The following is a 20,222-nucleotide window of genomic DNA, read 5'->3' on the forward strand; positions in this document are numbered from 1 at the left end:
AAGAGGGGAGAACACGCGATGGCAGGGTCACGCTCGTCCTTGCGGGGCGGGTTGCGCAGGGGGCTGGCGGGAATCGCCGTGCCACCCGCGGCTAAGCTCAGCCGGCAGGCGGATGCGCTGGCCGCGGCCGGCGACGCGGCGGGGGCGGAACCGCTCTATGCCCAGGCGCTGGCCTCCGACCCGACGCTCGCGGGCACCCACAACAACCACGGCAACGCCCTGCGCGCGCTTGGCCGTCTGGACGAGGCCGCCGCCGCCTACCGGGCCGCCGTCTTCCATGGCCTGCATGAGGGGATGGCGCACTACAATCTCGGCTCCGTTCTGCGTCAGGCGGAGCGGCAGGACGAGGCGGAAGCCGCCTTCCGTCAGGCGCTCGCCCTTCGTCCCGACCATGCCGAGGCCTGGAACAACTGCGGCAACCTGCTGCGCGACCTCGGCCGCTTCGGTGGGGCGGCGGTGGATTACCGGCGGGCTTTGGCCCTTCGGCCGGACTGGGCCGATGCCCATGACAATCTCGGCGCCGTGCTCTATCTGCTGCACGAACAGGGCGGGGAGGAAGACGCGGCGGCGTTGGCTAGGTTGTGGCGGCGCGACCACCCGGACAACCCGCTGGCCCGCCACATCGGTGCCGCCATCGCCGGCGAGGAGGCCGACCCGCGCGCGCCCGACGACTATGTGCGCCAGACCTTCGACCTGTTCGCCGATGAGTTCGACCGCAAGCTGGCCGAGCTGGATTATCGTGCCCCGGCCCTTCTCGCCGGGCTGCTGTCCGATGATGTCCCGGCCGGCGACCTCGACGTGCTTGATGCCGGCTGCGGCACCGGGCTGTGCGCCGAAGCGCTCCGGCCCTACGCCCGCCGGCTGGTCGGCGTCGATTTGTCGGACGGCATGCTGAACCGCGCCCGTGCCCGCGGCCTGTATGACGGGCTGCATGCGGCGGAGCTGGTCGGCTTCCTGGCCACGCATCGGCTGGCCTTCGATCTGATCATGGCGGCCGACGTGTTCTGCTACTTCGGCGTCCTCGACGACGCTCTTGCCGCGGCTTGCGCCGCGCTACGCCCCAGCGGCCGGCTGGCCTTCACGGTGGAGGTACTGGACCCGGCCGACGGACGGCCCCACCGCGTCGCCACCCACGGCCGCTATGCCCATGCCGAAGCCTACATCCGCACCGCGGTGGCGGATGCCGGGCTTGTGCTGGGGCGATGCGACCACGACCGGCTGCGCTTCGAAAGCGGCGAACCGGTGATGGGGCTGGTGGTGCTGGCCGAGCGGCCAGCGGTTTAGGGCGGCGGTTTAGACCGGGGGGTACGAACGCCGCTCAGGACCGACGGCGCGGCCGGCGGAACGGAGGAGCGGGCTTGGGGGCCGGCTTGACCGGCTGCAGGGGCGGCGCGGGCATGAGCAGCGCGTCGGCCTCCTCGGCATGGCCCAGCGAACGCAGCGCCAGCGCCAGCGTGTCGCGGGGCGCCGGATGGGCCGGGTCGATGCGGACGGCATGGCGGAGCGGGGCCAGCGCCGCGGCGGCATGGTTGGTCGCGGCCAGCGCGATGCCGAGATTCAGCGCCGCCGACAGGAAATCCGGCACCAGGGCCAGCGCGTTGCGGAAGGCGATCACCGAATCCGCGCGCAGCCCGGCGGCGAACAGGGCATTGCCCAGAAGGAAGGCGATATCGGCATCCTGCTGGTCGAGTGCCGCGGCCCGGATCAGGTCGGACAGCGCCGGCGTCACCTGCCCGGATTCCAGCCGCAGACGGCCGCGCGCATGCAGCAGATCGACCAGCTTTTCCCGCGCCGGATCCAGTGCCGGCTCGATCCGCAGGGCGCGCTCCAGCATCGTGGCGGTGGCGTCGATGGCGGCCGGATCGCCGCGGCCATGGCGGGCGAAGGCGCGGTCGGTCCAGGCCTCCGCAAAATCGGGGCGCAGGGCCAGCGCGCGGCGGTAGGAGTCCTCGGCCTCGTCCAGCCGGTCGAGCCCACGCAGCAGATTGGCGCGGTTGGCGTGAATGTCGGCCGCCTCCGGCCGCAGGGCCAGCGCCTTGCCGATCAGCGTCAGGCCGAACTCTCCACGGTCGATCTGTCCGGCGAGGACGCCCAGATAATGCAGCGCGTCCGGCTGCTCTGGCTCGACATCGAGGATGCGGGTATAGAGTTCCTGCGCCTCACCGAAACGGCCGGCGAGATGCAGGTCGAGCGCCAGCGTCAAGGCTTCGAGGATGGTGGCCATAGCTCAACGCTTTAGGACGACCGGGGCAGTCACCGCAAGCATGTGGACAGGAGTATCTTAGTTTCCGACCTAAATATTTTGCGCATCGGAAATCCCCTTTCTCCATATGAGTTAGAATCCCTACTCCAAATAAGTGTAAAGAAACCCTTTACGCGCTGCCAGGGTTAAGGTAATTTAATGTTCAACATTCACCGATCCGGACAATCTGGTCATGAACGTGGCGGTGGCCACATCGACGGTCTCGCGGCCGTTCGCCTTCATGACGCCCCGCGGCAGCGATGCCGTTGACCCAGGGGCCGGCACCCGGACTCCGACCTCCAGCACCGTCCCGCAGGCGGAAGCCGATACGGCCGGCACAACCGAGCCGCTGGTCAACCGCTTCCCGACCGTCGCCTTCAGCTACGACACCGACGCCTCGCGGCTGGTGATGCTGTACCGCGACCCGGCGAACGGGAAGACCGTCTCGCAGATTCCGACCGAAGCCGCCCTGAAGCAGTACAAGGAAGCCCAGCAGAAGGAAAAGGACGCGGAACGCGCCTCCCTGCTGAAGCTGACGGTCGGCGCAAGCGGCCAGGGCAGCCAAACGGGAGGACAGGCCGGCGGCCGCTCTGCGGCCTATGGGCGCGGCGGGACCGATGGGACTGCAACGGCCGGTACCGCCACCGCTTCCACCCCCCGGACCGCGGCTCCGGTCACGTCGACCGCTTCCGCCGCCGCGGCATTCGTGGCACACTCCGCTTCGGTCGCGACCACTTCCACCGGCACATCCGCCGGTCGGGTCAATGTCGTGATCTGAGGACGCCCTGTTCCAGGGGCGCGGCTTGCAGGGGGCAGGATGGGTATGGATGTCACGTCATCGACCGCCGGTGCGGCGATGTCCCTGATGCAGGCGCAGGGGCAAATGGCTTTCGGCGTCAAGGCTTTGAACCAGAATGCCGAACAGCAGCAGGCGACGGTGGAAACCCTGATGCAGTCGGGCAATGGCTCCGGTGGCGGCTCCGGCGGCGGCAACGTCACGCCGACGCGCGGTCAGACTCTGAACATCACCGTCTGAGTTCTCACCAACAGATCCCGACAGCCGAGCTTCCCGTCGGTCAGACTTTGGAATCGAGCAGGGACGTCAACATCTCGTCCTGGGTCCGGACCACGGCGACATTGGCGCCATAGGCCCGGCTGGCCGCCATCTGGTTGATGCGCTCGGTCGCCAGATCGACGTTCGGCGCCGCGACCATGCCGTCGCCGTTCGCCGCACTGTCGTCGGGCGCATATTCCTGCAAATAGGCCGGCGTGATCGGCGTGAAGCTGGTGCGCGTGCCGGGATTGGCGTCGCTCTGCGCGACCGCGATGGGCTGGTAGGCCGCTCGCTTGCCGTCCGCCCCGCCGTCGGCGCTCGGAACGGCCCCGGTGGAGCGCACATTCGCGACGTTGGCGGCCGAGGCGTCGAGCCGCCGGGTCTGGGCGGTCAAACCGCTGAGCGCGATGCCGATACTGCCGACCATGGCGGTCCACCCCTTGTCCGACGGCATATCGGGGGACCTTACCACATCGGATGCGCGACGCCAGCGGAGCATCGCCGGCCTGTAACGCCCCAATGCAATCGCCGCTGTATCTTTCGCGGGGCTTGCGCCATTATCGGGCAAACGGCCGCCGCTCCTTTCCCTTGCCGCCGGTATCCCGCCGGTGCTTTCGGCCCTGATGGGACCGGTTCCAATCGAGCCGGCCCAGATGCGAGACGGGAGCCGCCGCCTGAATGCCGAACGTTGCCTTTGCCCTGACCGTCGCCGGGCTGACCGACGTCGGCCGCGCCCGTTCCCGCAACGAGGACGATTTCCAGGTCAACATTGCCGGGGAATTCGCGGTTGTCTGCGATGGCATGGGCGGTCATGCCGGCGGCGACATCGCCAGCCGCAAGGCGGTCGAGGTGATCTCCGGCATCCTGCTGGACCATGCGCCGTCCAATCCGATCGCTCTGGCGAAGCGTGACGACGCCGACCGCACCCAGACCGACCCGGCGGCGACAGAGCCGGCGGTGCGCCATGGGCTGTCGGTTGCACGGTCTGCGGTGCAGCAGGCCAACCGGGCGATCCACGAGCTGAATCTGGCCCGCGGGTTCTCGTCGGGGCGCGGCATGGGCACCACCGTCGCCGGGCTGTGGCGGATTCCCGGAACCGCCTACATGGCGGTGTTCCATGCCGGCGACAGCCGGGTCTATCGCCTGCGCGACGGAGAACTGCGCACCCTGACCCGCGACCACAGCCTCTATCAGATATGGCTGGACAATGGCGGGCGCGGAACCGCGCCGCAACGGAACATCATCGTCCGCGCGCTCGGCACGGCTGAGGATGTGGAGCCGGACGTCAGCGTGCAGTCGCTGATGCCGGACGATGTCGTCATGCTCTGTTCCGACGGGCTGAACGGCATGCTGCCGGACGGCGTCATCGCCCGCATCCTGCGTCAGGAATCCGACCCCGCCCTTGCCGCCGCCGCGCTGGTGGATGCCGCCAATGCGGCCGGCGGAATGGACAATGTGACGGTGGTGGTCGGACGCTTCGCCGCGACTGCCTGACCGTCCCGGCAGGATCCATCCATCGAGCCTTGCCGGTCACCCTGTCGGTCAAGGCCCGGTGGCGATGAAGCGGGCATCCGCCAGCGCCGCCGGGGCATCGTCCGGCAGCGCGGCCAGCGCATCGGTCAATGCGGCCAGATAGTCGGCTGCCGGCTCCTGCTCCGGCCGCGGGGCGGCGAAGAGAGGCACCGCCGTGGCGATGGTCAGCAGCATTTCGGTTCCATAGGGCGGGCCGATGGTCCAGGAACGCCCGGTCCCCGGCTTCCCGTCCTCCCCCCTCTCGCCCAGCCGGCGCGATGCGCCTGCCGCAAGCGCGATGGCGCTGTCCGACGGGTTGGGGAGCAGATGCACGACGCTGCCGTCGATGGTGAAATAATCGACCTGCAACCGGACCGGACGGGCCGGCGCCCGGATCTCCAGCATCAGCTGATCGCCGGCATTCAGCGCCGGCCCCTCCGGCATGCTCACCGTCAACGGCTCGGCCAAGCCGCGGTTGGCGTCCAGCGCCATGGCGACGCTGCCCAGGGGCGCACAGAACTGCGCATCCGCACTGGCGAGGTCGAAGCCATGGTCCCAGCCGGCGGCAAGGGTCTCGACCGTTTCGCGCACCGCCGTCTCCGCCCGGGCCCCGGCGACCGTCCCCGAAACCAGCAGCCTCCCCCCGGTCGTTTCCACGCCGACCAGCGCGCAGGGAATGGAGCGCAGCGCCGCCGCCACCGCCGCGACCTGCGGCTGCCGGGGTGCTGCCGGGGGAGGGACCGGCGGCAGGGAGGGTGCCGGTGCAGGGGGCGCTGTAGGGGAGGATGCAGGCGGCTCGGATGCCGGTTCGGGCAACGCGTCTTTGACCATCGCCACGGGTGGCGGTAGAGGCGGGGCAGGCCGGTCCAGGACCGCTGCCGCAGCCAAGCCGCCCAGCACGGCAATGCCGCCGAGCAGCAGCGGCCAGCGGCGGGCTCGTCCCGGTGCCGCGCCAGCCGACGGAGCGGACGCTCCATTCAACGCGCTGACGGCCCGGAGCAGCGCACCTGCATCCGGAAACGCTCCAGCCCCATCGGCGCGCAATGTCGCCAGCAGGGCCGACACCCCCGGCCGCTGGTCGTGCCCGGCCAGAAGCCGTTCGGTCAGCCCCACGGCGGCGGCCAGATCGTCGCACCGGTCCACCGCTACCGCGGTCAAGGCCGCACGTCCGAACCCGGCGACCACCGCCGCCGGTCCGGCGCGCAGCACGGTGTCGGCGCCAAGCGCGCCATGGATCACGCCGGCCCGATGGGCTGCGGCGAGCGCGTCCAGCACGCGGTCCAGCGTCGCGACGGTGTCCTCCCACTCCAGCGGTCCGTCGGCCAGCCTCGTGGCGAGCGTCGGCCCATCGGCCGGTGCGGTGGCAACGAAGGCGGTGCCGGCAAGCTCGCCGGAGGCCAGGATTGCCGAAATGGCCGGGTGAGACAGCCGGGCCGCGGCGCCCGCCATCCGCCGGAATTTCTCCAGCCCGGCGGCATCGGCGCACAGGCGGGCCAGCGGCACGGTCCACAGCGCCACCGCCTGTCCGTTGGCATCCAGGGCGCGGTGCAGCCGGGCGTCGCCGTCCTGCCGGATCAGGTCGAGCAGCCGGTAACGGCCCAGCCGCTTTTCGCCTTTCGCCATGGCCGTTTCAACCGCCGTTCCGTCGCGCCGCATTTCCGCTCCCCGGCCAGAGCCGCCATAACCGCGCCGCTGGTATAGCCGCAGCGCCTCCCAACGGCCAAGGCTCAGGGCACCCACCCGCAAGTTTCTGTCCCGATGGCCGGTCCCGCCCAACGACCTAGTCCTGTGACGACGAACGGCCGGTAACCTTTCGTTAGCCATGAGGCAGGAAGCTGATACCGCGAGCCGCACCTCTGCGACCCGCATGTGCACCACCCGGCGCGGAGCCTGCTGCCTTGCCCCACACTCTTTCCCTTTCCCAATCGTCCGGCCCGAACCTGTCCTGGCTGAACGGGGCGGCGCTCTACCAGATCTATCCGCTCAGCTTCCGCGACCATGGCGGCGACGGCTGGGGCGACCTCGACGGCGTGATCGAGGGGCTGGACCATGTGGCCTCGCTGGGTGTCGACGGGGTGTGGATCAGCCCCTTCTACCCGTCGCCGCGCACCGACTTCGGCTATGACGTCGCCGACCACCGGGCGGTGGATCCGCGCATGGGCAATCTCGCCGTCTTCGACCGGCTGATCGAACGCGCCCATGGGCTGGGACTGAAGGTGCTGGTCGATCTGGTCTGCGGCCACACCTCCAACGCCCACCCCTGGTTCGTCGAAAGCCGCCGGTCGCGCGACAACGACAAGTCGGACTGGTATGTCTGGGCCGACGCCAAGCCCGACGGCACCGCGCCGAACAACTGGCTGTCGGTGTTCGGCGGCGCCGCCTGGAGCTGGGAGCCGCGGCGGCGGCAATATTACCTGCACCATTTCCTGTCCAGCCAGCCGGCGCTGAACCTGCACCACCCCGCGGCGATGGATGCGCTGTGCGAGACGGCCGAATTCTGGATGGAGCGCGGGGTCGACGGCTTCCGCATCGACGCCGTCGACTTCTTCGCCCATGACCCGCAACTGCGCTCCAACCCCGCCGCCGTCTGGCGCGGGTCCGAACCGCCGCTGAAGCCCTTCGCCTTGCAACAGCACATCTACGACATGATGCACCCGGCCATCGGCAGCATCCTGTCCCGCCTGCGCGAGACGGTGGAGCGCTATCCCGGCCGCGTCCTTCTGGGCGAGCTGTCCAGCCAGCCCGGTGCCGGCCAACGCATCGCCGCCTACTGCACGCCGCAGGGACTGCACGCCGCCTACACCCTGTCTCTGGCCAAGCAACCCTTCAGCGCCAAGGGGTTCGCCCAGGCCTTGAGCGCCGCCGGACGGCCGGAGTCGATCTGCTGGAGCCTGTCCAACCACGATGTGGAGCGGGCCGCCAGCCGCTGGCTGCCCGCCGGCGCCGATCCACAGGCCTTCAACGCCCTGCTGGCGACGCTGGCGGCCTCGCTGCCCGGCACAGTCTGCCTCTATCAAGGAGAGGAATTGGCCCTGCCCAACGCGGCACTGGAACAGCACCAACTGCGCGACCCGTTCGGCATCACCTACTGGCCCGATTTCCAGGGACGCGACGGCAGCCGCACGCCGATGCCTTGGCGGGCCGCCGAGCCCCATGCCGGCTTCACCGTCGCCGACCCCTGGCTGCCGGTGCCCGACACCCATCGCGACTTCGCCGTCGACCGGCAGGAACGGACCGCGGGCAGCCCGCTGGCGGTTTGGCGTGCCGCCCTCTCGCTCCGCCGTGACCTGGAAGCGCTGCGCAGCGGCGGCGTCACCGCGGTGGAGGAGCATGGCGACCTGTTGTCCTTCGAGCGCAGCACGGGCGACGACCGTCTCCTCGCCGTCTTCAACATGGCCGACCGGCCGGCGGAATTCGCTCTGCGTGGCCGTGGCGAACCGGAAGCCCTGCCCATTCCCCGCGCGCCGGGCGCCCTGCCGCCGGAGCTGACCGCCGATGGGCGGACGCTGGTGATGCCGCCGCTGTCGGTCTTCCTGGGACGCCTGCGCACCCCCGCCTGACCCGTCCCTGCGTAAGCTCTTCGAGGGTGCCGGTTACACCCTCGAAAGGCAGGCATGCACATTTATGCGATGCAGGGCGCCGCATCGGATGCTTTGTTACGCTCTCGCCTAAGTCGCTGAAATTCCCTGATTCATCGCGGGTCGCGGAAATTGTCGGCAATAGCAATAATCTTGCGGAGTAGCGGGAGTGGAAAGAAGAGCGTTTCTCACCAAGGCCGGCGTCGGTGCCGTTTCGACCGTTGCCGCCTCGACCCTCGCGGCCCCGGCCATCGCGCAGAGCCAGCCGGCCATCCAGTGGCGTCTGGCTTCGAGCTTCCCGAAGAGCACCGACATCCTCGTCGGCACGTCGGAACTGATCGCCAAGCGCGTGTCCGAGGCGACCGACGGCAAGTTCCAGATCCGCGTGCATGCCGCCGGTGAGATCGTCCCCGGTCTTCAGGTGCTGGACGCCGTGCAGAACGGCACCGTCCAGTGCGGCCACACCTGCGGCTACTATTATGTCGGCAAGGATCCGACCTTCGCCTTCGACACCGCGATTCCCTTCGGCCCGAACGCCCGCCAGCAGAACGCCTGGTTCCAGTATGGCGGCGGCCAGGAGGTGATGCGCACCTTCTTCGCCAAGCACGGCATCGTCCAGTTCCCGGCCGGCAACACCGGCGCCCAGATGGGCGGCTGGTACCGCAAGGAAATCAAGTCGCTGGCCGACTTCAACGGCCTGAAGATCCGCATCGCCGGCATCACCGGCCAGATCATGGCCAAGCTGGGCGCCGCTCCGACGCAGATCGCCGGCAGCGACATCTACCCGGCGCTGGAAAAGGGCACCATCGACGCCGTCGAGTTCGTCGGCCCCTATGACGACGAGAAGCTGGGCTTCGTCCAGGTCGCCAAATACTACTATTATCCGGGCTGGTGGGAAGGCGGGCCGCAGGTCTCGCTCTACATCAACCAGAAGGAATGGGAGGCGCTGCCCAAGTCCTATCAGGCGATCATGACCGCGGCCTGCGCCGAGGCGAACGGCGCGATGACCGCCCGCTACGACGCCGAGAACGCCAAGGCGCTGAAGCGTCTGGTCGCCAAGGGCGCTCTGCTGCGCCCCTATCCGCGCGACCTGATGGAAGCCGCCCACAAGATCGCCTTCGAGCTGTACGACGACATCGCGAAGACCAACCCGGACTTCAAGGCCGTCTACGACAGCTGGAAGCCCTTCCTGGAGGAGGTGCAGCTGTGGTTCCGCGTGGCCGAGCTGCCTTACGACAACTTCACCCAGTCGGCCGGCCGTTCCAAGTGATCGGCTGCGTGTTCTGACGGAAAGCAGGGGGTGGCCGGTCTGGCCGCCTCCTTTCTTTTTCAGGCCAGATAATTCAGCAGCGACAGCTTCTGTGTCTGGCCGGCGACGGTGTAGGTCGCCTGCTGGACATTCATCGCACTGCTCAGCCGGGCCGCGACCTCGGTCTGGTCGATGCCCTCGATCTTGGCGACGCGGTCGGTCAGGGTGGCGACCGAGTCCGTGTGGGCGTCCTTGTTGGTCTCCAGCGTGGCGGCGTCGGAGGCGACCTTGGCGTGGACCGAGCGGATCTGGTCGGATGCCTGGGTCAGCATCTCGCGCGCCTGGGTGCTGTATTCGGTCCATTTGCCGGGGTTGGCCGCCGCCGTCCGCACCAGCTGCATCGCCTTCACCAGCGTCTGGAACGCCTGATCGTCGGCGCTGACCCCATAGGTCAGGTTCAGGTTGTCGTCGATCGTCACCTGCGACTTGCGGTACGCGTCGGGATTCTTGCCCTTGGTCAGATATTCGGAATCGTAGAAGGGCAGGTCCGGCGGCTCGGCATTGGGCACGGCGGTCTGGCTGTCCTGCTCCGGCGGCAGCGTGCCGACCGAGATGGTGTTCTGCAGCGACCCGTTCGTCACCTTGGCGCTGGTCGAGAACAGCGACGAGCGGCCGGGGTGGTTGGGATCGGCATTGGCCGTGCTGGTCAGCGCGATGCCCGGACCGTTGCCGAGCGCGTCGATGGTGACCGGCGGGGCAGGGTTCAGGTTGCCGAACTGCTGGCGCAGCTTGTCGGCCACCTGCCCGACATTGGTGACGCCGGCGGCATAGTCGGTGTCGCTGACCGTGTAGCTGACCTTGTAGGACTGATAGGGCGGCAGGTCGTGCGGCTCGGTCGGATTCTTCATATAGTAGTTCTGGTTGTACGGATCGTCGGGATCGCCGACCGCGACCGTGAATTCGAAGGTGTCGCCGATGTCCACCGCGGCGCCGTTCAGGGTGAAGCGGTCGATCTGCGGCAGGGTGGCCGTCGGCGCCTGGGTGGTCGAGGGCGCGGTCGCGGTGTTCTCCACCGTGGCGGAGTTGACGACGCGGGCGGACAGGTCGAACTTCTGCCCCGGCTGCTGGCCGACCAGGGAGATGATGCCGTTGGAGGTCGACACCGTCATCGGCAGCGGCGGGGTGGCGGCGTTGATCTGGGTGGTCAGCGTCTGGGCGACGAAGGTCAGCGTCTTCGGGTCGGATGCCTGGATCTGATAGCCGAAGGTCTTGCCGGAGACAGTCACCTCGAAATAATCGTCGGTGTTCACCACCGCGCCGTTCAGCGTGATCTTGCTGGTCTGCGTCGTCGCCGTCAGGTCGGTGACCGGTTCCGTCCCGAAGCGCGAGCCGGCGAACAGGTAGCGGTCGCCGAAGCGCTGGTTCAGCAGCGCCTGGATGTCGCGCATAGCGCCCTCGGCACGGTCCTTGACCTGGTCGGCCTGCGGGAAGCTGACGGAGAAGCTGCTGCTCGACGCCGCCTTCAGGCTGTCGAAGGTCAGGTTCAGGATCGCGCCCTCGCCGGGGCCGCCGGAGATGTTGAAGTTGTAGCCCTTGCCGTCGTTGGGCGGGGTGGTGCCCAGGTTGATGGCGCGGGTGGTCTTGCCGCCCAGACCGTCGGTCACCGTGACGTCGAAGGTGCCGTTGGTGCCCTGCTGCGACGGGACCGCAGTAACCGTGTATTTGGCGCCGACTGTCAGCGTCGACTTGGACGCGTCGATCGACAGCTTCATCCCGTCGGGGTTGGTGTTGGTCGGCGTGGTGACGCTGGCCGGACCGGGCTGGAAGGGGAAGGTCGTGCTGGAGGTCCAGCTCGACACGATCGACTCCATCGAGGTCAGCACCTTGTCCGTCGCGGCAACGCGCGGTGCGGCGGTGTTGATGCTCTGGATGTAGTTGCTCTTCTTCGCCATCTCCGCCCTGAGGTCCAGAAGCTTCTGCACCTCCGGACCGTAGGCGTTCAGATCGACCGACTTCTTGCCCGTGGTCAGCTGTTCGGACAGCTTGTTGATGTCGTTCTGGCCCCCGGACAGGTTCCGGACAAGGCTCAGATATTTCGAGTAGCTGCTGACTCCCGTTATCGAGCTCATCGGACCACCGCCTCCAGCGCATCAAACATTGCATTGGCCACTTGCATGACCCGTGCCGAAGCCTGGTAGGAGGTCTGGAGCTGTTGGAGCTGGGCGATTTCCTCGTCGATGTTCACGCCGGTCTGCGACTGGTAGCGCTCGCTGAGGAGCTGCATGGACTCCTTGTTGGAATCGGCGGCGGTGCTGGCGGTCTTGGCCGCGGCCATCCAGGTGCCGGTGATGGCGCTGCCCATGGCGCTGTAAGTGGTGTCCTTCATCTGCAGGCCGTCGGCGCTGAAGCTGCGGCCGGCGGCATTGACCGACTTGACGATGTCGTCGATGGCGGACTGCTTGATTTTGCTGGTGTTGTCCAGGAGCTTGGCGTTGATGTTGATGGTGAAACGGTCGGTTCCGGTGAAGAACTGGTTGGCCTGTTCGCCGGCGGCGGCCGTGCCGCCGTTGTCGTAGGCGTCGGCGAAGCTGGTGGGCTCGCCCGGCTTGGTCGGGCCGGTGAAGGCCTTGGCGAACTCGTCCAGCTGCGAGCGCAGCTTGCGGATGATCTCCGTCGTCGGGTCGCCGCTGGCCGGGGTCGGCGGCTCGGTGGTCGAGCCGTCCTTGCGCATCTGGATCAGCGAGCCCAGCTTGCCGGTGGTCAGGTGGTTGTTGATCGAGGTGACTTGATTGCCGACCTGTAGGTTGATGTTGCCGCCGTCATAGGAAAGATTTGCCGGCTGCGCATCGACCAGCGCCAGGCCCGACGGGGTGAAGATCGCCAGCCGGCCATCCGGCCGCTCCACCGTGCGGATTCCCATGTAGGTGCTCAGTTCGCGGACCAGCCCGTCGCGCTTGTCGGCGACGCTGTTGGCGGCGGCCCCCTGGCCCTGCAGCGATACCATGTCGTTGTTGATCGAGTTGATCTGCTTCAGCAGGTCGTTGACCGTGTCGACCGACTTGGTGATGTCGGTCTTCATGTCGCGGTCGATCTGCTCCACCCCCTCCGACACGCGGCGGATCTCGCGCGAGAAGCTTTCGGCCGCCTGGACCAGCTGGTACTGGGCGGTCTCATCCTCCGGCGAGGTGGACAGCGTCTTGATCGCGGCCTGGAACTTGTCGGAATACTCGTTCAGCAGCGGCGTCCCGTTGGTGGTCCGCATCAGGTCGCCCAGCTGCTGCATGTAGGTGGTCGTCACCTGCGATCCGCCATCGCGCGAGGTCAGGTCCATGACCTGGGCCATCAACGCCTTGTCGACCTCCCGCCGATAGGTCGTGCTGACCACCTGACCGCTGGCGTCCACCGACTGCTGGGCGGTGTGGCGCGTGCGGTTCGGGTCGTTGGCCTGCGCGATGTTGTCCGAAACCAGCTTGACGCTGGTCTGGACCGTGCGCAGCCCGGCCGTGGCACTGTTCAAGGCTGCGAAGAGGGACATGGCGGGAGACCTTTCACGGATCGGGATGGTCGGGGCGGTGCCGGGACGGCTGCCGCCCCCCATTCAAACGATCAGGGAACCGGCGATCGGGAAGCTGGCGATCGGTAGAGAAGCGATCAGGCAATCAGAAGGTCAGGACCGCGCTTAGCGCTTCAGCCCCAGCACTTCCTGAAGCATTTCGTCCGAGGTGGTGACGATCTTCGCGTTGGCGGAATAGCTCCGCTGGGTGACGATCATCTTGGTGAATTCGTCGGCGATGTCGACGTTGGAGCTTTCGACGCTGTTCGCCACCACGGCACCGGCGCCGTTCGTCTCCGGATCGTTGAAGTTCGGCTTGCCGGCCTCTTCGCTCTCGATGAAGACGCCGCCGGATTCGCGCTGCAGGGCGTTGGGGTTGTTGAAGGTGATGATCGGCACCTTCGCCACCATCTTCGACCGTCCGTTGTCGTAATTGACCATGACAGTACCGTTGTCGCCGAACACCACGTCCTTGAACTGCCCGCGTGGCGCGCCGTTCTGGACCAGCTGGGTGACGTTGATCTCCTCGCCGGCATATTGGGTCAGGCCGCCCGGCTTCTGGTACTTGCCGAGGTTCAGCGTGATCTGCTGCGGGCCGAAGCCGTAATCGACGGTGAAGGTGACGTTGGCGTCGGATCCCGCGGACTGGTTGGCGGCGCTGACCGCCGAGCCGGTGCCGACCAGGGCCGTGGAGATGTTGGTCAGCGTGCCGACCGTCTCCGGGGTCTTGCCGAAGGTCAGGCCGATATGGGCCGGCGTCTGGCCGGCGACCGCGCTCTGGTCCAGGGTGAACTGGGCGGCGGGGGCGTCGACGACCGTGCCGCTCGCACCGGCCAGCGTCAGCGTGTTGCCGCTGGCGGTCGCACCGGGGACGACCGACGCGAAATACTGCATGACCTTGGCCGGCGTGTCGTACAGGCCGTAATTGGCGTTGGTGATCGTCAGCGGGTAGGTCGTGCCGCCGGAGTCCGTGATGTTGTAGGTGTCGCCGATGTCGATGGTGGATCCGTTCAGCGTCACCGTGCCGGTGCCGGTCATCGTGTTGGTGCCGGTCGGGCTGGCCGCGGTCTTCGAGGTGACGGTGATGACGCCGCCCTGCGCGGTTGCCGTCACCGGCAGCGAGGTGTTGGAGTTGATCTTGTTCGCCAGCGCCGCGGTGATGTCCTCCATCGTCATCTCTTCACCGGTGGTGCTGTAGGTCACCGCCGTGCCGTTGATGCTGAGGGTGTACTGCGTGCCGATGTCGCCCGGCGTGCCGGTCAGGGTCACCGTGCGGCTCTGGCGCACGCCGGCCACGCTGGAGACCGACGGCAGCGAGCTCATCGTGTTCACCGCGGTGGAGGAGTTGGTCACCGTGGCGCTGGAGGTGACGTTGGTGTTCACCGCATTGGCCTGGATCGACAGGATATTGCCGGCCGACGAGGCGGTGACGGACGAGCCCAGCGCCTGGTTGATCTTGCCGGCCAGCTGCGAGACGACGTCGCTCACCGACGAATAGCTCTGATAGGTCGCGGCGGTCACCGTGTAGCTGATCGGCGTTCCGTTCACGTTGATGGTGAAGGAGTCGCCGACCTCGACCTGGGTCTGCGGGAACTGGAACTTGTCGATCTCACCCGCGCTGGCGGTCGCCGCAGTCGAAGTCTGATTGACGATGGTGTTGGTCGTGTTGGTGCCGGACACCACGTCCGTGTTCAGCTTGAACGGCGTGCCGGGATTGCGGGCGGTCACGCGGATCGTCTGGCCCGACGAGGTGGCGAGCACCGAGGCCGCCGGCGAGGCGGAGTTGATCTGGTTGGCCAGCGCGCCGGCCAGACCGGAATAAGTGCGGAGCGACCCGATGTTGTCGGCGGTGACCTTCAGGCTGTAGTTGGTGCCGTCGACCTTCACCGAGTAGGTGTCGCCGATGCGCAGGTTGTCCTGGCCGTTGGTGTTGTTGCCGGCGATGGTGATGACGTTGACCTGTGCCACCGCGGTCTGGCCGGCGATGTTCTGGCCGAAGGTTACGGTGGCGGGGTTGCCCGAGAAGGTGCCGTCGACCGGCTTGGTGTTGGAGCCCGGTGCGTCCAGGACCATGCGCCAGCTGCTGTCCGCCTGCTGCCGCCACTTGAAGTTGACGGTGCGCGGGTTGCCCTGGCTGTCGAAGATCTGGATGCTGCTGTCGGGGACCTTTTCGCCTTCCTTGGGCGTCGCCGGCAGGTTGGCCGCCAGGTCGATGGTGTTGGTCGCCACCGGCTTGTCGATCAGGGAGTTGACCTGGATCGGCGCCACCTGGTCCTTGTGCAGGACGCCCGTCACCGGATCGACCAGCCAGCCGTTCAGGGCATAGCCGGCGCTGTTGACCAGATAGCGGCTCTTGTCCAGTTCGAAGTCGCCGGCGCGGGTGTAGAAGGCGGCCGACGAATTGACCGTGCCCGTCTGCGTCTGCACCAGCGTGCTGGAGCCCTGGGTCGCCACCTTGGTGACGCTGAAGAAGCCCTGGCCCTGAATGGCGATGTTGGTCGGGCTCTGCACCTGGGTCAGGCTGCCCTGGATGTTGTTCATGAAGACCGGTTGCGCCGTGACCCCGCCCGGCTCGTGCAGACGCTGGCTGGACTGCAGGACCATCGTCTCGAAGGCCGAATCGACACGCTTGTAGCCGATGGTCGAGCTGTTCGCGATGTTGTCCGAGATATGTCCGAGCGCCTTCGACTGGGCATTCAGGCCGAGAACGGCGGTTGTCATCGAACCGAAGATGCTCATGGCCGGGGGTCTCCGAAAGAAAGGGCAAAGGTCTTCTGCGCCCTATCTAGCAAGCGGAATGCCAACTGCCGCTCCGGATCCAAACCATTGAAAACGCTATATTCTTTCAACAAGCTGTACGGCGGGGCCGGAAATTGCCGCCAGCTAGGAAAGTTTCGCCTAGTGCCGCCGGGGCGGAGGGGCAGAAAGCTCCCGCCGAAGTTGCCGCTTCTACCGGGCGGTCCGGACGGCGCGGGCAGCCTGCGCTTTCAGCACGGCGGCGGCGGTGCCGAGCGTCGTGGCCCAGTCGCCGGGGCGCGGCTGGCGGAACAGGCGCAGCGACGGGTACCAGGGGCTGTCGGCCCGGTCGAGCAGCCAGCGCCAGTCCGGCACATGGGGAAGCATCAGCCAGCACGGCACGCCCATCGCCCCGGCAAGATGGGCGATGGCGGTGTCCACCGTCACCAGCAGGTCGAGGTTGGCGAGAAGGGCGGCGGTGTCGGCGAAGTCGCGCACCCGCTCCATCGCGTTCGGCACCGTCACGCCGGGCAGGCGGTCCAGCCCGGCGGCGGCCTCGCCGGTTTGCAGGCTGACGAAGCGCACGCCGGACACCATCAGCAGCGGAAGCAGGGCCGCCGCCGGGATCGAGCGGTTGCGGTCGTTGCGGTGCTGGGGGTTGCCGGCCCACACCAGCCCGACCCGGAGGGCTACGTCCTCCTCCCCCGGTCCATCCAGCCCGTCCAGCCGGTCGCGCCAGCGGGCAAGGTCGCCGGGATCCGGGGCGAGATAGGGCACGGCGGCCGGAATATCCGACAGGCCGGTGCCGAAGGCCCGCGGCAGGCTCATCAGCGGGCAATGGATGTCGTGCGGCGGCGGGTCCTCGCCGCGCGACAGCACCTGGATCGTCGATCCCAGGCAGCGGTTGAACAGCCGGTACAGCAGCATATGGCTTTCCAGGATCACCCGCCCGCCGCCCGCCGCGGCGATCTGCGCCACCAGCGGGGCATAACGGACGAACTGGATGGCGTCGCCGAAGCCCTGGTCCATGTGCAGCAGGATGGTGGCGCCGCCTGGAGGCTGTCCGGCCCAGGGCGGGGTGGCGAAGCGCTGCCAGCGGCGTTCGAACCCCTCCCATCCCGCGCGCAGGTCGCCGCGCACCAGCCGCCCCACCGCGCGGGCGAGATGGGCGTCGGCACGGGAGGGCTGGCGCGCCAGCACGGCGTCGAAGCAGGCCTCCGCCTCGTCGAAACGGCGCTGGTCGCGCAGGACGGTGCCGAGATTGAGCAAGGTTGCCGCATGGCCGGGCCGAAGCCGGGCCGCACGCTCCAGCCAGCGCCGCGCATCGGGGTAGCGCGCCAGCGCATGCAGGGAAGCGCCTTGCGCCTCGAGAGCGTCGCCGTCGGCCGGATCGAGCGCCAGGGCGCGCCGCAGCACCGGTTCCGCCCGCTCTGGCATCTCCGCCGCCCGCAGGGCCGCCCCAAGATGGCCCCAGGGCGCCGGAGCGGCCGGACGGACGCGCACCGCACGGGCGATCCACCGCACGGAGGCGGCCGCGTCGCCGGTCTGCGCCCGCAGGACGCCGGACAGGTGCAGCGTGTCGGGTTGGGCCGGTTCCGTCGCCAGGATCCGCCGGTAGGCGTCGGCCGCCGCATCGGCATAGCCGGCCATGTGGTGGTTGACGGCGGCGTTGAGAGCGTCCAGGAGTGTAGCCATACCCTCTTCTGTACACCGGCCGGCCGGGCAGAGCGAGGATCGAAGAACAGCGAAAATCCCAGGTCAGCGAGAGCTGACGATCAGGAGCCCGTCACGGCAATGGACGACCGCCTTCCGACGCATCTCTGGGTCTCGGCCCACATCCGCACGGCCGATTCCCAGGGCGTGGCGATGACCGTGGTCCGCAAGGGCGACCCCAGCCGCGGCACCGTGATTCTGAAGATCAACCGGCTCGACCGGACCTTCTCCGTGCTGGTCCAGACGCGCGAGGCCGATGGCGAGCGGCTGTTCTGGGCGCGCGGCACCGGCGCCGACCCGGTGCCGGAGGCCGACGCCGACGCCTACATCGCCCGCCAGCTCCGTTACGACCCCGACGTCTGGGTGATCGAGGTGGAGGACCGCCAGGGCCGGCATTGGTTCGACGGGCCGGTGCGCTGACCGCCGCCCTGACCGCCGCCGTCAGCGCGGCGGGCCGATGACGGACAGCCGCAATTCTCCAACCTCCTCCGCCGTCGGCGGACGGGGAGGCGAGCCGGAGGCGGTGATGCGCAGGCGGAGCGTCAGGCGACCGTCCCGCAGGGCCCCGGCCGGCACCGGAATGGTGACCGTCCCGGCACCCTGACCGCGCTGGGGGCCGAAAGGGGCGGCGGTCCCGATCGGCTCGCCGTCCGCCGTCGTGACCTCCACCGTCTGTCCGCGGGTGAGCACGCCCAGGGTGACCGCCAGAATGGCGGCCTCGCCCTGCCGCGGCGGATGCGGCAGGGCGAGCGTCGTTTCCCCATTCCCGTCCGGTCTCCCGGACTGGCCGGCCGATGCCGCGCCCGCGGGCTGGCCCGTCAGGAGGACCAGCAGCGCGAGCAGGGCGACCGGCAATCTGCCGGCCTGCCAAGCCGCCTTACAGGGTGTGGAGCGAGACCGCCTTGACCGCCGGTGCGGCGGTGGCAGTGCCGTTGGATGGGACAATGCGGACCTCCAGCGTTGCGGTTGCCGGCGTCGCCGCCTGCGCGGCCGGGCTCTGGGCCAATGCCGAGGTGCGCGCAGGCTCGGGCAGCGGCAGGGTGAAGGTGGCATCGTCCGCCATGCCGTGCATGGCCGGGCCGAAGAAGCCGATGGTGCCGCCGTAATAGGGGCTGTCCGCCGTCACCTTCGTCACGCCGGCCGGCGCGTTGATCAGCAGGTCGAAATTTCGCGGGGCGTTGCTGCCGGCCGGGCGGGTTACCTTGACCGCCATCACCACCGGGCTGGACGGCGCCGCCGACAGCTGGACCGACCCCACGCCCTTCGCCACCGTGCCCTTGACCGGAGCCGACGGCTTGGCCGCCGCCACCTGTGCCGATTCCGCGTCGCCGAAGCCGTGCCGGTACTCGTACTGGAACCGTTCGGTGCTGAGATAGTCACCGGCGCGGCCGTCGAGGACATAGCTGCCGTCGGCACGGACGAAGAACAGGAAGGGCTCGCGGGACAGCTGCGACAGCTCCTCCTTGTCGGTCGGCAGGATCGGCAGGCCCAGCCGCTGCTGCTTGCGCGTCCACACGTCCCACAGGCGGTCCATGTTCGAATGGTGCAGGAAGAAGACGGGATCCACCGGCGACAGGAAGTTGGTCATGTTGCCGTAGGGGCCCGGATCCCACGGGCCGACACCGCCGATGTAGTTGTGGACGAGGTTGTGCGGCTGGCCCTCCAGCACCGAGAACTGGGTGTCCTTGCCCGGCATGACGTTGTGCGACGCCGTCTTGGAGCTGGTGAAGCTGTGCGTCACGTCGGCGTTGTAGTAGTCCACCGGCAGCAGGCCGGTCAGCACCGTGTGGGGCGAGCAGGCCTTCGCCGTCTTGTCGTCCAGCTTCGGGTTCTCGCGGGTCAGGTAGCGCGCACGGTCGGTCGCGGCGAAGGCCTGGTTGCCGGGATCGCACTTGCCGTGGCTGCACCCGGTGACGTCGTCCCACAGCTTGTCGAAGCTGCTGTAGCCGCGAAGGTCCAGCTGCTTGCGCTGGGCCTCGTTCAGCGTGTCCCAATAGGCCTTCATCGCCGGCTTGATGTAGGCGGTGAAGGTCTTCAGATCCTTGGTGTAGGGAAGGAAGGCTTCGCTGACCGGGGTCAGGGCGCCATCGAACATCTCGTTGGGGATCTGCGGCAGGAGCGTCCAGTCCCAATAGGGGAAGGCAAAATTCGGATTGTCGCTGTACTTGCGCACCGTCTCTTCGAAATAGCCGATAAAGCCGCGATGCCAGACATAGAACCACCAGTTGCCGTGTGGGCAGTCCATGAAATGGACGAAGGCGTTGCGGAACCAGTTGTGCGGATGATCGGGAGGCAGGGCCACCATCTTTTGCACGGCCGTGGCGTAGCTGCGCAGCATCGCCTTGCCTTCGTCGCTGGTCGCGCTGTAGCGGATGTATTTCGCAGTCGCCGCCCGCGCCGGACCGAACGGCAGCAGAGAGGTGCCCGCAGCAGCCGTGGCCGTCGCAAGAAAATCGCGCCGATTGAAATTCATTTTGTTCGAGCTCCCGCATAACGACAAAAACATTGGAAACCTGTATAGGAAACCGACTGTTTGCACGTGAATTCAACCGGCACCGACGGGCGGGCCTGGATTGGGCGGATGG

General features: G+C 68.0%; 16 protein-coding genes. 7 read left to right on the forward strand and 9 right to left on the reverse strand.

The features are described 5' to 3' along the window. Positions 1 to 78 precede the first annotated feature (78 nt). Complete coding sequence (locus ABNQ38_RS28825) at positions 79 to 1,284, forward strand: tetratricopeptide repeat protein (protein ID WP_377810753.1); 1,206 nt, start codon at positions 79 to 81, stop codon at positions 1,282 to 1,284. A 34-nt stretch (positions 1,285 to 1,318) separates the two neighbouring features. On the opposite strand, the gene ABNQ38_RS28830 is transcribed toward ABNQ38_RS28825, so the two are convergent. After that, positions 1,319 to 2,224 carry a tetratricopeptide repeat protein gene (locus ABNQ38_RS28830; RefSeq protein ID WP_377810754.1) on the reverse strand — a complete coding sequence of 302 codons (906 nt, stop codon included), beginning with the start codon at positions 2,222 to 2,224 and terminating at the stop codon, positions 1,319 to 1,321. A 211-nt stretch (positions 2,225 to 2,435) separates the two neighbouring features. Here ABNQ38_RS28830 and ABNQ38_RS28835 point away from each other — a divergent pair, with 211 nt between their 5' ends. Further along, positions 2,436 to 3,020, forward strand: coding sequence for a hypothetical protein (locus tag ABNQ38_RS28835; RefSeq protein WP_377810755.1), 585 nt, complete (start codon positions 2,436 to 2,438; stop codon positions 3,018 to 3,020). Between the two features lie 45 nt (positions 3,021 to 3,065). After that, entirely contained in the window at positions 3,066 to 3,278 is a 213-nt protein-coding gene (locus tag ABNQ38_RS28840) for a hypothetical protein (protein ID WP_377810756.1), read from the forward strand. Between the two features lie 40 nt (positions 3,279 to 3,318). Here the strand turns inward: ABNQ38_RS28840 and ABNQ38_RS28845 are convergent, their stop codons facing one another. After that, positions 3,319 to 3,750 carry a flagellar basal body rod protein FlgC gene (locus ABNQ38_RS28845; RefSeq protein ID WP_377810757.1) on the reverse strand — a complete coding sequence of 144 codons (432 nt, stop codon included), beginning with the start codon at positions 3,748 to 3,750 and terminating at the stop codon, positions 3,319 to 3,321. A 224-nt stretch (positions 3,751 to 3,974) separates the two neighbouring features. Between ABNQ38_RS28845 and ABNQ38_RS28850 the strand changes: the two genes are divergently transcribed. Further along, entirely contained in the window at positions 3,975 to 4,790 is an 816-nt protein-coding gene (locus tag ABNQ38_RS28850) for a PP2C family protein-serine/threonine phosphatase (protein WP_377810758.1), read from the forward strand. A gap of 48 nt (positions 4,791 to 4,838) precedes the next feature. Here ABNQ38_RS28850 and ABNQ38_RS28855 read toward each other — a convergent pair whose 3' ends face one another. Then, complete coding sequence (locus ABNQ38_RS28855; RefSeq protein WP_377810759.1) at positions 4,839 to 6,431, reverse strand: serine/threonine protein kinase; 1,593 nt, start codon at positions 6,429 to 6,431, stop codon at positions 4,839 to 4,841. Between the two features lie 275 nt (positions 6,432 to 6,706). Here ABNQ38_RS28855 and ABNQ38_RS28860 point away from each other — a divergent pair, with 275 nt between their 5' ends. Both ABNQ38_RS28860 and ABNQ38_RS28865 read left to right on the forward strand, forming a co-directional pair. Further along, entirely contained in the window at positions 6,707 to 8,368 is a 1,662-nt protein-coding gene (locus ABNQ38_RS28860) for an alpha-amylase family glycosyl hydrolase (RefSeq protein WP_377810760.1), read from the forward strand. 187 nt (positions 8,369 to 8,555) lie between these two features. Then, entirely contained in the window at positions 8,556 to 9,656 is a 1,101-nt protein-coding gene (locus ABNQ38_RS28865) for a TRAP transporter substrate-binding protein (RefSeq protein WP_109050463.1), read from the forward strand. Between the two features lie 59 nt (positions 9,657 to 9,715). Here ABNQ38_RS28865 and ABNQ38_RS28870 read toward each other — a convergent pair whose 3' ends face one another. From ABNQ38_RS28870 to ABNQ38_RS28885, 4 genes are all read right to left on the reverse strand, one after another. Then, positions 9,716 to 11,764 carry a hypothetical protein gene (locus ABNQ38_RS28870; protein WP_377810761.1) on the reverse strand — a complete coding sequence of 683 codons (2,049 nt, stop codon included), beginning with the start codon at positions 11,762 to 11,764 and terminating at the stop codon, positions 9,716 to 9,718. Beyond that, positions 11,761 to 13,170, reverse strand: a complete 1,410-nt coding sequence (gene flgK / locus ABNQ38_RS28875) for a flagellar hook-associated protein FlgK (protein ID WP_377810762.1) — start codon at positions 13,168 to 13,170, stop codon at positions 11,761 to 11,763. Before flgK ends, ABNQ38_RS28870 begins: the two co-directional genes overlap by 4 nt. 144 nt (positions 13,171 to 13,314) lie before the next feature. After that, on the reverse strand, positions 13,315 to 15,927 hold the full coding sequence (locus ABNQ38_RS28880; protein WP_377810763.1) for a flagellar hook-basal body complex protein: 2,613 nt from the start codon (positions 15,925 to 15,927) through the stop codon (positions 13,315 to 13,317). A 210-nt stretch (positions 15,928 to 16,137) separates the two neighbouring features. Next, positions 16,138 to 17,619 (reverse strand): tetratricopeptide repeat protein, encoded by a 1,482-nt coding sequence (locus tag ABNQ38_RS28885; protein ID WP_377810764.1) that lies wholly within the window; start codon positions 17,617 to 17,619, stop codon positions 16,138 to 16,140. 99 nt (positions 17,620 to 17,718) lie between these two features. Between ABNQ38_RS28885 and ABNQ38_RS28890 the strand changes: the two genes are divergently transcribed. Further along, on the forward strand, positions 17,719 to 18,057 hold the full coding sequence (locus ABNQ38_RS28890) for a DUF1491 family protein (protein ID WP_109050458.1): 339 nt from the start codon (positions 17,719 to 17,721) through the stop codon (positions 18,055 to 18,057). 21 nt (positions 18,058 to 18,078) lie between these two features. On the opposite strand, the gene ABNQ38_RS28895 is transcribed toward ABNQ38_RS28890, so the two are convergent. Next, positions 18,079 to 18,492: a hypothetical protein gene (locus ABNQ38_RS28895; protein ID WP_377810765.1), complete on the reverse strand. Its 414-nt coding sequence runs from the start codon at positions 18,490 to 18,492 to the stop codon at positions 18,079 to 18,081. Between the two features lie 22 nt (positions 18,493 to 18,514). Continuing rightward, positions 18,515 to 20,110 carry a tyrosinase family protein gene (locus tag ABNQ38_RS28900; protein ID WP_377810766.1) on the reverse strand — a complete coding sequence of 532 codons (1,596 nt, stop codon included), beginning with the start codon at positions 20,108 to 20,110 and terminating at the stop codon, positions 18,515 to 18,517. Positions 20,111 to 20,222 lie beyond the last annotated feature (112 nt).

Origin of the sequence: Azospirillum sp. A29, assembly GCF_042604625.1 — a bacterium.
GTDB classification, from domain to species: Bacteria; Pseudomonadota; Alphaproteobacteria; order Azospirillales; family Azospirillaceae; genus Azospirillum; species Azospirillum palustre.

What these genes read in the sequence shown, in the direction of transcription:
- ABNQ38_RS28830 (WP_377810754.1), bottom strand. Translation starts at nt 2,224, where the DNA reads ATGGCCACCATCCTCGAAGCCTTGACGCTGGCGCTCGACCTGCATCTC.
- ABNQ38_RS28835 (WP_377810755.1), top strand. Translation starts at nt 2,436, where the DNA reads ATGAACGTGGCGGTGGCCACATCGACGGTCTCGCGGCCGTTCGCCTTC.
- ABNQ38_RS28840 (WP_377810756.1), top strand. Translation starts at nt 3,066, where the DNA reads ATGGATGTCACGTCATCGACCGCCGGTGCGGCGATGTCCCTGATGCAG.
- ABNQ38_RS28845 (WP_377810757.1), bottom strand. Translation starts at nt 3,750, where the DNA reads ATGCCGTCGGACAAGGGGTGGACCGCCATGGTCGGCAGTATCGGCATC.
- ABNQ38_RS28850 (WP_377810758.1), top strand. Translation starts at nt 3,975, where the DNA reads ATGCCGAACGTTGCCTTTGCCCTGACCGTCGCCGGGCTGACCGACGTC.
- ABNQ38_RS28855 (WP_377810759.1), bottom strand. Translation starts at nt 6,431, where the DNA reads ATGGCGAAAGGCGAAAAGCGGCTGGGCCGTTACCGGCTGCTCGACCTG.
- ABNQ38_RS28870 (WP_377810761.1), bottom strand. Translation starts at nt 11,764, where the DNA reads ATGAGCTCGATAACGGGAGTCAGCAGCTACTCGAAATATCTGAGCCTT.
- flgK (WP_377810762.1), bottom strand. Translation starts at nt 13,170, where the DNA reads ATGTCCCTCTTCGCAGCCTTGAACAGTGCCACGGCCGGGCTGCGCACG.
- ABNQ38_RS28880 (WP_377810763.1), bottom strand. Translation starts at nt 15,927, where the DNA reads ATGAGCATCTTCGGTTCGATGACAACCGCCGTTCTCGGCCTGAATGCC.
- ABNQ38_RS28885 (WP_377810764.1), bottom strand. Translation starts at nt 17,619, where the DNA reads ATGGCTACACTCCTGGACGCTCTCAACGCCGCCGTCAACCACCACATG.
- ABNQ38_RS28890 (WP_109050458.1), top strand. Translation starts at nt 17,719, where the DNA reads ATGGACGACCGCCTTCCGACGCATCTCTGGGTCTCGGCCCACATCCGC.
- ABNQ38_RS28900 (WP_377810766.1), bottom strand. Translation starts at nt 20,110, where the DNA reads ATGAATTTCAATCGGCGCGATTTTCTTGCGACGGCCACGGCTGCTGCG.